Source organism: Methylotenera sp. (assembly GCF_013141425.1).
Lineage (GTDB): Bacteria > Pseudomonadota > Gammaproteobacteria > Burkholderiales > Methylophilaceae > Methylotenera.
In genome coordinates, this window is the sequence record NZ_JABFRA010000086.1 from 1 (window position 1) to 12456 (window position 12456).

Consider the following 12456-nt stretch of genomic DNA (forward strand, 5'->3'; position numbering starts at 1 on the left):
ATTTCACCTTTACGGGCCAAGATTTTTACTTGTTGGCTCAGCTCTTGCACCAAGCCGCGTAGCTCTTCAAGCTCTGTGCTGTCGTTCGCACTGGCGGTGATTGGTAGTGAAATAATGCCGCTGGCGATTAGCACAGTAGCGAATTTGGTAAATTTGAATTGCATGTATATCTCCCGTTGAAAGCGTCCAGTTAACTGGTCGGCCCAGATTAAAGAATTTCTTTATTTAGCCGCTGTTCTTACAGTAGGCACAGATTTCGAATTGTCTTGAGTGAATCGTAGTTTTTCACGTTTTTCGATTTGCGTGACTCGTCCCTCATGAAGAACGATTTCAACCGAACCAAAACCAGAGCCTTGCTTAATTTCTTCAATCACGCGTAAAATCTCTTGCGACACCTCGCTACTGATTTTTAAAGTACTCTGGCTGTTTGGCATGGCAACTCTCAAATTCACAAAAACAAATATTTAGGCTTGCACTATAAGTGTTTTGTTAAACAATTAAAAAGAATCATTTTTTATAAATTTATAACCAAAACGAATATAAAACTTTGGTTGGGGTAAATGTGGGGCTAATTGCGCGGGATATTGCGTTAAATGTAATTTTTTAGCGCTTATATTTCCAATTCATTGAATTGATAGGTATAATGTGCAAGAAATTTTCGATGGGCTTTGGGCCCATTTTTTGTTTCTGCAACTTACGCATGCGCTTAGCGGGTTGCAACCAACAATAGGATTAAGTAAACATGCAAGATTTGCATACGTTGATTGAAAAGTCGGTAAGCCAATTGGGCTATGAACTTGTGGATTTAGAGATTTCTAATCGCGGTAAATTGTTGCGCGTGTTTATTGATAAGCTGAACCCGGCGAATATTAAAGATAGTGTCAATATCGACGATTGCAGCTTGGTGAGCAATCAATTGGGCAATTTGCTGGCGGTAGAAAATGATATTGATTACGATCGCTTGGAAGTTTCATCGCCGGGCTTGGATCGAGTGTTGAAAAAAGAAGCCGATTTTGTGCGCTTTAAGGGCGAGCGTGCGCAGATTAAATTGCGCGTTGGTATTCAAGACCAAAGTGCGAATGCGACAGAAACGACTTTGCCGCGCAAGACGTTTTTAGGCCAAATTGAAGGTATTGAAGATGGCCATGTGCTGCTGGAGTTTGAAGGCGTTGTGTACAAAATGGCCTTAAGTAATATTGATAAGGCGCGCTTAAGCCCAGTTTTTTAGGTGCTTTAGTTTTAAGCCGCTTATTTGTGACAGATTTAGAAGAAAAACAATTTAAGAATTTAATGAAATAAAGCAGTTAACCTGCAATTTATAGTCGGAGATAGATGATGAGTCGTGAAATTTTATTATTGGTAGATGCGTTGGCACATGAAAAAAATGTGACCAAAGAAGTAATCTTTACGGCGCTGGAGCTGGCTTTAGCTTCTGCCACTAAGAAAAAACATCATGATGATGCCGATATTCGCGTATCAATCAACCGAGAAACTGGCGACTATGAAACTTACAGACGCTGGCAGTATGTGGATTATGATTTGCTTGAAAACTCAGCCTATCAAATCGATGAAGAAAGCGATCATGCAAAAGGCCTGAATATTGGCGACTATTATGAAGAGCCTTTAGAAAGCATCGAGTTTGGTCGTATTGGCGCCCAAGCCGCAAAACAAGTGATTTTGCAAAAAGTGCGTGAAGCCGAGCGTGAGCAAATTCTAGAAGATTTCTTGGCGCGTGATGAAAAGTTGGTCACTGGTGTGATTAAGCGCATGGAAAAAGGCAATGCGATTATTGAAGTGGGTCGTATTGAATCTTTATTGCCGCGTGAGCAAATGATACCAAAAGAGAATTTACGGGTCGGTGACCGTGTACGTGCTTATTTGTCTCGTATTGAGCGTGGTGGTCGTGGTCCGCAATTGATTTTGTCTAGAATCACGCCAGACTTTCTGGTTCGTTTGTTTGAGTTAGAAGTGCCGGAAATTGAAGAAGGTTTACTCGAGATTCGTGCTGCGGCGCGTGACCCTGGCTTACGTTCTAAAATCGCAGTTAAATCGAATGACCAACGCATTGACCCAGTGGGCACTTGCGTGGGGATGCGCGGTTCGCGCGTACAAGCGGTTACTGGTGAGTTGGCGGGCGAGCGCGTGGATATTGTGTTGTGGAGCATTGAGCCAGCACAGTTTGTGATTAACGCCATGTCGCCCGCGGAAGTGACCAGCATTGTGGTGGACGAAGATACACACAGCATGGACGTAGTGGTGGAAGAAGAGCAGTTAGCTTTGGCGATTGGTCGTAACGGACAAAACGTGCGTTTAGCCTCTGAGTTAACGGGGTGGACATTAAATATTCTAACGGTAGATCAAGCGGCTCAGAAAAATCAGGATGAGTTCGCCGGCGTGAGTCAGCTATTCATGGAAAAGCTGGATGTTGATGAAGAAGTGGCAGAAATTCTTGTGCAAGAAGGCTTTAGCACATTAGAGGAAATTGCCTACGTACCCTTGGCTGAGATGAATGAAATCGAAGCGTTCGATGAAGATACCATTGAAGAACTACGTAAACGCGCACGTGCGGCATTGCTCACCGAGGCGATTGCAAAAGAAGAGAAAGTGGAAGACGCCGCTGAGGATTTACTCAAAATGGACGGTATGGACGATGCCACAGCTCATTTGCTAGCCTCTAAAGGCGTGACGACGATGGACGATTTAGCTGAATTAGCCGTAGATGAATTGGTTGACCTGACTAAAATGGACGAAGAGCGGGCTAAAGCCTTGATTATGACCGCGCGCGCGCCTTGGTTTAAATAGGCAATTTGTTTTTACTTAATTAGTTAAAAAGCGCAAACAAGAAATAAGCTGTAAAGCTAGGCAATAAAGCTTAGGAAAGAATACTGGAGCAACAAGATGGCACAAACAACCGTAGAACAATTTGCTGGCGAATTAAAACTGCCAACAGCACTGCTATTAGAGCAGCTAAATAGTGCTGGCGTGCAAAAATCAACTGCTGAAGACTCGCTCACTGAGGCTGACAAAACTGCGTTGTTGGAACACTTGCGTAAAGAGCACGGTACTCTTGCACCTAAAAATAAAATTACCTTAACGCGCAAATCAAACACCGAGATTAAGAAAACAGATAACACCGGTCGTGCGCGTACCATTCAGGTTGAGGTGCGTAAAAAACGTGTGATTGAGCAACGTGACGAGTCTGAGTTGATTGAACCTGCTGACTTGCCAGAAGTGGCACATGAGGCAATTGAAGTGCCAGTTGAGCAGGCGGCACCATTAGAAGTGGTGATTGAAACGCCAGTTGTTGAAGTTGTAGAACTGCCTGTGGAAGTTGAAGTGGTTGCTGAGGTCATTGAGCCGGCAATAATTGAAAAACCTGCAGTGGTGGAAGTTACAAAAACAATCGGTCGTAAAGATATATTAAGCCCAGAAGAAATTGCCCTGCGTGAACGTGAAGCTAAACGCCATTCCACATTGGCCGCGATGCAAGCGGAAGATAAGCGCAAGAAAGAAGAAGCGGCACAGCGGCGTTTAGATGAAGAAGCCAGAAAATTAGCTGAAACTGAAGCGGCAAAACTGAAAGCGGCAAAACTGTCTGAAGGTACTTTGCATAAGCCAGTCGCCAAAGAGGGCGCGGCTAAACCAGCCGCAAAAGAAGCGAAAAAAGGCAAGGGCAATAACAAAGAATGGACTGACGCAGAAAACAAAAAACGTGGCCTGAAAACCCGTGGTGACATTACGGCGGGCAAACCAGGCTGGCGTGCCCCAAAAGGTAAGCATAAGCATCAGGACGATGATTCTCAACATGGCTTTACAGCGCCTACGGAAGCTATTGTCTATGAAGTGTTAGTGCCAGAAACAATTACCGTTGCCGAATTAGCGCATAAAATGGCCGTTAAATCCGGTGAAGTTATTAAGGTGCTGATGGGCATGGGCATGATGGTTACCATTAACCAAGTACTGGATCAAGAAACTGCGATTATTCTAGTGGAAGAAATGGGGCATAAAGCCGCTGCCGCAGCACCGAATGACCCTGAAACCTTTATTGAAGAAGCAGAACACGCGGAAGCTATCCTTGAAACACGCCCACCTGTTGTAACGGTGATGGGCCACGTTGACCATGGTAAAACTTCCTTGTTGGATTACATTCGCCGGAGCCGTGTTGCTTCTGGTGAGGCCGGTGGCATTACGCAACATATCGGCGCTTACCACGTTGAAACGCCACGCGGAATGGTTACTTTCTTGGATACCCCAGGCCATGAAGCGTTTACCGCCATGCGAGCACGCGGTGCAAAGGCAACCGATGTGGTGATTCTGGTGGTTTCTGCCGACGATGGCGTGATGCCACAAACCATTGAGGCGATTCACCATGCCAAAGCGGCGGGTGTGCCATTGGTTGTCGCAATCAATAAAATCGACAAGCCAGGTGCCGAGCCTGAGCGCGTTAAAATGGAATTAGTGGCGCAAGAAGTAGTGCCAGAAGATTTTGGTGGCGAAGTCATGTTTAGAGAAGTGTCTGCTAAAACAGGCCAAGGTATTGATGAATTATTGGAAGCCGTGCTTCTACAGGCGGAAATTTTGGAATTGAAAGCGCCGAAAAACACCCCAGCCAAGGGTTTGGTCATTGAAGGCCGCCTGGATAAAGGTCGTGGTTCAGTCGCTACAATTTTAGTCACTTCAGGCACCTTAAGACGCGGTGACATGATTTTAGCGGGTAGCACATTTGGTAAAGTGCGCGCTATGTTGGATGAAACTGGTAAAGACGTTCAAGAGGCTGGCCCATCAATGCCTGTTGAAATTCAAGGGTTGGCCGATGTGCCGTCTGCAGGTGAAGACGTTATTGTACTGAATGATGAGCGTAAGGCTCGTGAAATTGCCAACTTCCGTCAAGGTAAATTCCGTGATGTGAAATTAGCCAAACAACAAGCCGCAAAACTTGAGAATATGTTCGATCAAATGGGGGATGGTGCTTCACAACAAACCCTGGGCCTCATTATTAAATCTGATGTTCAAGGTTCATACGAAGCCTTGGCTACTAGCTTGCAAAAGCTCTCTACTGCAGAAGTTAAAGTGAATATTATTCATACTGGCGTGGGCGCGATTAGCGAGTCTGACGTGAACTTGGCTGCCGCATCGAAAGGCGTCTTAATCGGCTTTAACGTACGTGCCGATTCTGGTGCACGTAAGCTAATCGAAACACTGGGTATTGATGTGCGCTACTACAATATTATCTACGAGGCAGTCGATGAAATTAAGGCGGCTTTAGGTGGAATGTTAGCTCCAGAACAGAAAGAAAGCATGATTGGTACCGTGGAGATTCGTGAAGTATTCCGTATTTCTAAAGTCGGTGCTATTGCTGGTTGTTACGTGCAAGACGGTATGATTAAACGTACTTCAAGAGTGCGTGTATTGCGTGACAATGTGATTATTCATACGGGTGAACTAGACTCACTCAAACGCTTTAAAGATGACGTAAAAGAAGTTAAAAATAACTTTGAGTGCGGTTTGTCATTGAAGGGCTTTAATGATATTGAAGTGGGTGACATCTTAGAAGTGTATGAAATCGTTGAAGTAGCACGTACGCTATAACTTAAAAATTCGTCATGACACGTCGTTGCGCAACAAAAAATGTTCGCTTACATATAACCCATATGCTGCGCTCAATTTTTATTTTCGCGCCTAGTCTCATTTAGACTTTTTAAGTTATTGGATAAATAAAATATGGCAAAAGATTTCTCAAGAAGCCACCGAGTTGCAGAGCAAATGCAGCGTGAACTCGCTGATTTGCTGCAATTTGAAGTAAAGGATCCACGTGTAAAAATGGTCACTATTACCGCTGTTGAAGTGACGGGTGATATGGCGCATGCAAAGGTTTTCTATAGCGCGAGTAAGGCGAGCGATAGTCTGCAGCAAGGTTTAGAAAAGTCAGCAGGCTTTTTAAGAACGCAGGTGGCTAAACGCATGTTACTTCGTACGGTTCCGCAATTGCATTTTGTTTATGATGCATCCATTGATAATGGCATGATGATGTCAAAATTGATTGATGAAGCACTTGCGACCAATCCAGACAATCTGTCAGACAAATCCAAGAAGTAATTCTATTCTCTAGCCAGCAGAGGCCAGATTCTTGCAGTTTAAAAGAACAAAACGAAATGTAAATGGTGTGCTGTTGCTGGATAAGCCAATTGGCTTTTCATCCAACCAAGCATTACAAAAAGCTAAATGGCTGTATCAGGCCGCAAAGGCAGGCCACACTGGCACACTGGATCCGTTAGCCACTGGTTTGCTTCCACTTTGTTTTGGTGAGGCGACCAAGTTCGCCCATTACCTCACTGATGCGGACAAGACCTATGTTGCTACACTCAAGTTAGGCATAACGACTAATACCGGCGATGCTGAAGGTGAAATACTAGAGCGACGTGAAGTGAATGTTAGTCGCGCTCAGTTTGAAATTGCATGTCAGCTATTTTTAGGCGAAATCAACCAAGTTCCACCCATGTATTCTGCCTTAAAGCACGAAGGCAAAGCCATGTATGAATATGCGCGAGCTGGTATTGAAATTGAACGAAAATCTCGACTAATTACTATTTATCGCATCACAGTAGAGTCGTTTGAGCAAGATGTGGCAGTGATTTCTGTAACTTGCTCAAAAGGTACTTACATACGTACGCTAGCTGAAGATATAGGTAAGGAGCTTGATTGCGGAGCGCATTTAATTGGCTTACGCAGAATAGCAACCGCCAACTATAAGATTGCTCAAACAGTCACGCTAGAGCAGTTGGAAGCAATGACGCCTGAACAAAGAGAGGCGGCTTTAATGTCAGAAGATAGCACTGTGTTGCACTTGCCAGTAGTTATTTTAGATGATGACAGTACCTTTTATTTGCAACAAGGCCAAGCGGTATGGAAGAGTGGCTTGGTACCGCAGGGCTTGTTGCGGCTCTACACTGAGCAGCAAGTTTTTTTGGGCTTAGGTGAGTTAGCGATGGATGGCAAAATCGCACCTAAGCGACTCATTCGACAAATGGAAAATTAAACCGCAAAATTCGTTTAAATATATAAAACTGCTTGATAAATCATGGATTTATCATTAAAATGTTGAGTTCATTTTGTAAATGAATGCTTTAGTGGGTTTTCTGCTTTAGCATTGACGCTAATTATTAGGAAAAAAAATGGCAATTACAGCTTTAGATACAGCAAAAATCGTTAAAGAATATCAACGTGCTCCAAATGATACTGCTAGCCCAGAAGTGCAAGTTGCGCTTTTAACTAGCCGCATTACTTACCTTACAGAGCATTTTAAATCTAACAAAAAAGATAACCATTCACGTCGCGGTTTGTTGGCTTTGGTAAGTCAACGTCGTAGCTTGTTGGATTATTTAAAACGTAAAGATGCAAGCCGTTATCAAACTTTGATTGAGCGCTTGAGCTTACGTAAGTAATTTTTATAAAAGTGACTTCTTGTTAAAATTTAGCTCGCTTTTGTAAATATAAGAAAAGCCGATTGCATGGTGATATGCGTCGGCTTTTTCGTTTTTGAAAAATATCACTGTAAATTTTATAATTGAGTAAGAAAAACCAGCGATTATTGGGTAGTGAATAATCGCTTATTGATAAGACAAAGGAAAATAAATGTTTAATAAAGTAACTAAAAGTATTCAATACGGTGCACATACGCTCACCCTTGAAACAGGTGAAATCTCACGCCAAGCAGATGCGGCAGTGTTGGTGAGTTATGGTGATACCGTAGTGTTGGTCGCTGTGACCAGCAAATCAGAAGTAAAAGCAGGCCAAGACTTTTTCCCATTAACAGTAGATTACATGGAAAAAACTTATGCTGCCGGTAAAATTCCTGGTGGTTTCTTCAAACGTGAAGGCCGTCCTTCAGAAAAAGAAACACTCACAAGCCGTTTAATCGATCGTCCACTGCGTCCATTATTCCCAGAAGCTTTCTACAACGAAGTGCAAGTAGTGGCGACCGTATTGTCATCCGATCCAGAAATCGATGCTGACATTCCTGCAATTATCGGCGCCTCTGCCGCTATGTCGTTGTCAGGCATTCCATTTTTTGGCCCATTAGGTGCGGCACGTGTTGGTTATATCAATGATGAATATGTATTAAACCCAACAAAAGCACAATTAGAAGAAACGGAATTGGACTTAGTGGTTGCTGCAACAGAAACAGCGGTAATGATGGTGGAATCGGAAGCGAAAGAGCTTTCAGAAGAAATTATGTTAGGTGCAGTAGTATATGGCCATGAGCAATTGCAAACGGTCATTAAATTGATTAGCGAGTTGGCAGCGGAAGCTGGTAAAGACGCTTGGGACTGGGTTGCTCCAGAACCAGATACTGCGCTTATTGCTAAAGTGGCTGACTTGGCTGCTGCAGATATTAATGCTGCATTCCAGATCAAGGCGAAGGGTGCACGTTCAGCGAAGTTGGAAGAAATTACGAATCGCGTATTAGGCGAGTTGATTACTGAAGAAACATCTACAACAGAAGCGAACAAAATTAAAAATGAAATCTTTAATTTAGAAGCTAAAACTGTGCGTAGCCAAATTTTAAATGGCGAGCCACGTATTGATGGACGTGATACACGTACAGTGCGTCCAATCAGCATTCGTACAGGCGTGTTGCCACGTACCCATGGTTCTGCATTATTCACACGTGGTGAAACGCAAGCCTTGGTAGTTGCAACGTTGGGAACAGGTCGTGATGAGCAAGTGATAGACGCATTACAAGGCGAGTTTAAAGATCGCTTTATGCTGCATTACAACATGCCTCCGTATGCAACTGGTGAAACAGGTCGCGTAGGTACGCCAAAACGTCGTGAAATTGGTCATGGTCGTTTGGCAAAACGTGCATTAGTTGCCGCTTTGCCAGACCAAGCAGATTTTGATTACACCATGCGTGTGGTTTCAGAAATTACAGAATCAAATGGTTCAAGCTCGATGGCGTCAGTGTGTGGTGGCTGTCTAGCGCTGATGGATGCAGGTGTGCCGATGAAAAATCACGTGGCTGGTATCGCCATGGGTTTGATTAAAGAAGGTAACCGTGTTGCTGTGTTAACCGATATTTTAGGTGATGAAGATCATCTTGGTGATATGGATTTTAAAGTGGCGGGTACAGAAGATGGTATTACGGCTTTGCAAATGGACATTAAGATCACAGGCATCACAGCGCAAATTATGCAAGTGGCTTTAGCGCAAGCGAAAGAGGGGCGTACACACATCTTGGGCATCATGAAACAAGCGGTAAGTGGAGCGAGTTCAGAAATGTCACAATTTGCGCCGCGTATTATTACCATGAAAATTAATCCTGAAAAAATCCGTGATGTTATTGGTAAAGGTGGTGCGGTAATTCGTGCGTTAACGGAAGAAACAGGCACTAGCATTGATATTACTGAAGATGGTACAGTGAAAATCGCATGTACAAGTTCTGAGCAAGGGGCTGAAGCGCAACGTCGTATTGCCGAGATTACTGCAGAAGTTGAAATCGGCAATGTATACGAAGGTACTGTGCTTAAATTGCTTGATTTTGGTGCGATTGTGTCGCTAATTCCAGGTAAAGATGGCTTATTGCACATTTCGCAAATAGCCCATCAGCGTGTAAATGCGGTGAGTGACTTCTTAAAAGAAGGCGATGTAGTTAAGGTTAAAGTAGTTGAGGCAGATGAAAAAGGCCGAGTGCGTTTAAGCATGAAAGCTTTGATTGAAGCGCCTGCTGCCGAGGCTAAATCTGAAACGGAAGCTGACGAGTAATTAACCAATTAGCAATTAAAAAACCCGCGTAAGCGGGTTTTTTAATTTTAGCCAGAGCAATTCGACAGAGCAGACAATCTTTTAAAAACTAGTAACTATTATTCAGTTACTGCGTTTTCTGAGATAAAACGTGAACGTGCTGTCATCTTGGTCTAGTTGTAAAAGTTCGTGGCCTGTTTGCACGCAAAATGCATTAAAGTCTTTAACTGAACCAGGATCAGTTGAGATGACTTTTAATACTTGCGCACTTTCAATTTCGCTTAAGCCTTTTTTGCAGCGCAAAATGGGCAATGGGCAGTTTAAACCAGTTGCATCTACTTCTTTATCGAATTCCATTATTTTGTTTTCCCTTCATTTATTGCTACAAATGGTTGGCCAGCCTTAGCCCAAGCCAACACCCCACCACTTAAGTTGTAAACATGCTTACAGCCTTTACTTGACGCAAAAGCTGCTGCATGGGCAGAGCGCATGCCACTATGGCAGTAAAACACGACATTTTCGCTCTTTGTCAGTGCATCGTATTGCACTGGTAATAAGGCTAAAGGAATATGAATCGCACCTGAGATTATGCCGCGCGTCACTTCATCATCATTTCGAACATCCACTAATACTAAGGGCTTAGTGGCCATCATGTTCAGCAGTTCGTTCACTTCAATTTCAATATAGTTGCTCATTCACTTGCGCCTGATTTATCTAAATCAGATAATAGCAATTTTAGCGTCAGGCCGCATCAATAATGTAGTTGGAACTGGCTTTTTGGATATAGTATGGTACGTTAGTTTGCTATTTGGCGTGCAAAAGTGCGGCTAATCATCAAATTAAATGAATCGCGAAAGTTTACTATGTACATTAGAACATTATGGTATAACTCCCTATTAAAGATGAGAGTGTTAGTGAAATGATGAAACAACAATTGAGCCCTTTAGAGTTGGCACGTCAGACTTTGATGCAGCTTTCAAAAAGCCAAAGCCCGCCTACGCCTGACAACTATCATCGCGTTTATGATGAGATTGCTGGTGTGAAGTCGGTTGATAGCAGCACGCTACTCAATAAAACATTTGATAAAGTTTTGGTTGAGCTTGGTAAAGAGCAGCCTAAGTTTCAGGCCATTGCACAGAAGATAGCGACCTTAGTCAATAAACATGACGCGGTTAATTTGGAAAATCAACTACGTAACCTCTTGCCGACTACAGCAAATGGTGCGGATGGCGTGAACTGGGGCACTTTAATACGCTATTTATTAAAGCAATTGGATGCTAATCACAGTGGTATAACGCTCAGTCGGAAGAAAGAGGGTTTGAGTCGCGTCATTACCAACTTTTCGAGTGATCCTATCCAGCTAGGGCAAAAAATTCAAGCGCTCGCAACCTCTTGGGGCGAAGGACAAGAAGTCACCTTGTCTGCTGAAAATATTCCAGATGAAATTAGTCAGCAGTCCTCACCCGCCATAGCAAGCGCACCTTCGGCATTAGTGCCAAAAAATCCTGCCCAGCCAGAAGTCGATGACAATCAGCTCAAACTTGCAATTAGCTGGCGTGATTTGTTGGTTCGAACTATTTCCTTAGTTGTGCTACCGCAGTTTGCTGGTATTCCGGCGGCGGCCTCTAGAATAGAAGCATTAATTATACGTGCGCAATCCTCCAACACGTTGGAGGAAGTCAATGCATTAAGCGAAACGCTAAAATCCACCTTGTTAAGGGCAGAGATGCAAACGGATTCGCAGCATCGTATGCAAGAAGCGCTGGTGCAAATGCTACGCTTATTAGTGACCAGCATGGGTGAACTCACAGTAGAGGATAAATGGCTACATGGGCAGATTGCCATTGTGCAAGACATTATTGATAAACCACTGAATTTGGACAGCGTTTATAACGCAGAAAGCAGCCTTAAAGAACTGATTTTCAAGCAATCTAATATCAAACCAGGCTTATTAGCGGCAAAAGAAACTCTAAAGGGCATGATGAGTTCGTTTATAAGTGGATTGGCAGATATAACAGAAAGTACCGGAACTTATCAGGCTAAAATCAGTAGGTATCAGGAACAAATCTCAGCCACGGAGGATTTAGCAGAATTAAATGTCATTTTGCAAAGTTTAGTGGTCGACATTCATACCATGAATGCCGATGCTCAGCATTCACAATCCGCGTTTTTAGCAACACAGAAAAAGGTGGAAGAAGCTGAAAAGCAAATTAATGAGCTGACCACTAAGCTAGACTATATTAGCGAAGTAGCGCATGAAGACTTTTTAACGGGTGCGCTCAATAGGCGCGGTATGGATGAGGCGATTGAACGTGAATTTACACGCGCAGATAGGCACAACACGGCGTTGTCATTTGCCATGATTGACATTGATCATTTCAAGAAAATTAACGACACCATGGGCCATTCAACTGGGGATGTAGCGCTTGCACATTTGGCTAAGGTAGTTAAAAGCGTGCTACGCAGCACCGATGTGTTGGCCCGCTACGGTGGAGAAGAGTTCGTCATTCTACTCCCAGGCTCGAAACAGTCCGATGCCGTTAATGTCATCACAAACGTGCAGCGCGATCTAACCAAAAACTTTTTCATGCATAACAAAGAGCGTGTTCTCATCACCTTTAGCGCTGGAGTCACAGAGCGCTTAACGGGTGAAACGATTGATGCCGTGCTACCACGTGCTGATGCTGCGCTATATGAAGCTAAACAGGCGGGGCG

The 12456-nt window shown here is 43.6% G+C and carries 11 protein-coding genes; 8 read left to right on the forward strand and 3 right to left on the reverse strand.

What is annotated here, in order from left to right; translation table 11 throughout:
* Positions 1-221: 221 nt before the first annotated feature.
* Positions 222-434, reverse strand: a complete 213-nt coding sequence (locus tag HOO90_RS07660) for a YezD family protein (protein ID WP_292841727.1) — start codon at positions 432-434, stop codon at positions 222-224.
* Between the two features lie 308 nt (positions 435-742).
* Here HOO90_RS07660 and rimP point away from each other — a divergent pair, with 308 nt between their 5' ends.
* The 7 genes from rimP to pnp all read left to right on the forward strand — a co-directional run bounded on the left by rimP (position 743) and on the right by pnp (position 9762).
* Positions 743-1228 (forward strand): ribosome maturation factor RimP, encoded by a 486-nt coding sequence (gene rimP, locus HOO90_RS07665; protein ID WP_292841729.1) that lies wholly within the window; start codon positions 743-745, stop codon positions 1226-1228.
* Positions 1229-1335: 107 nt separating this feature from the next.
* Positions 1336-2802 (forward strand): transcription termination factor NusA, encoded by a 1467-nt coding sequence (nusA, locus tag HOO90_RS07670; protein ID WP_292841731.1) that lies wholly within the window; start codon positions 1336-1338, stop codon positions 2800-2802.
* A gap of 96 nt (positions 2803-2898) precedes the next feature.
* Positions 2899-5589, forward strand: coding sequence for a translation initiation factor IF-2 (infB, locus tag HOO90_RS07675; protein WP_292841733.1), 2691 nt, complete (start codon positions 2899-2901; stop codon positions 5587-5589).
* Between the two features lie 132 nt (positions 5590-5721).
* Complete coding sequence (rbfA, locus tag HOO90_RS07680) at positions 5722-6096, forward strand: 30S ribosome-binding factor RbfA (RefSeq protein ID WP_292841735.1); 375 nt, start codon at positions 5722-5724, stop codon at positions 6094-6096.
* Positions 6097-6127: 31 nt separating this feature from the next.
* On the forward strand, positions 6128-7036 hold the full coding sequence (truB, locus tag HOO90_RS07685; protein ID WP_292841737.1) for a tRNA pseudouridine(55) synthase TruB: 909 nt from the start codon (positions 6128-6130) through the stop codon (positions 7034-7036).
* 136 nt (positions 7037-7172) lie between these two features.
* The gene (gene rpsO / locus HOO90_RS07690) at positions 7173-7442 is read left to right on the forward strand and encodes a 30S ribosomal protein S15 (RefSeq protein ID WP_292841739.1); all 270 of its coding nucleotides are present in this window, start codon (positions 7173-7175) and stop codon (positions 7440-7442) included.
* A gap of 190 nt (positions 7443-7632) precedes the next feature.
* Positions 7633-9762: a polyribonucleotide nucleotidyltransferase gene (gene pnp / locus HOO90_RS07695; protein WP_292841741.1), complete on the forward strand. Its 2130-nt coding sequence runs from the start codon at positions 7633-7635 to the stop codon at positions 9760-9762.
* 102 nt (positions 9763-9864) lie between these two features.
* Here pnp and HOO90_RS07700 read toward each other — a convergent pair whose 3' ends face one another.
* Complete coding sequence (locus HOO90_RS07700) at positions 9865-10098, reverse strand: sulfurtransferase TusA family protein (RefSeq protein WP_292841743.1); 234 nt, start codon at positions 10096-10098, stop codon at positions 9865-9867.
* On the reverse strand, positions 10098-10436 hold the full coding sequence (locus tag HOO90_RS07705) for a rhodanese-like domain-containing protein (RefSeq protein WP_292841744.1): 339 nt from the start codon (positions 10434-10436) through the stop codon (positions 10098-10100). Before HOO90_RS07705 ends, HOO90_RS07700 begins: the two co-directional genes overlap by 1 nt.
* A gap of 224 nt (positions 10437-10660) precedes the next feature.
* On the opposite strand from HOO90_RS07705, the gene HOO90_RS07710 reads away from it, so the two are divergent.
* On the forward strand, positions 10661-12456 hold a 1796-nt coding region (locus HOO90_RS07710; protein WP_366928755.1), incomplete at its 3' end, for a GGDEF domain-containing protein.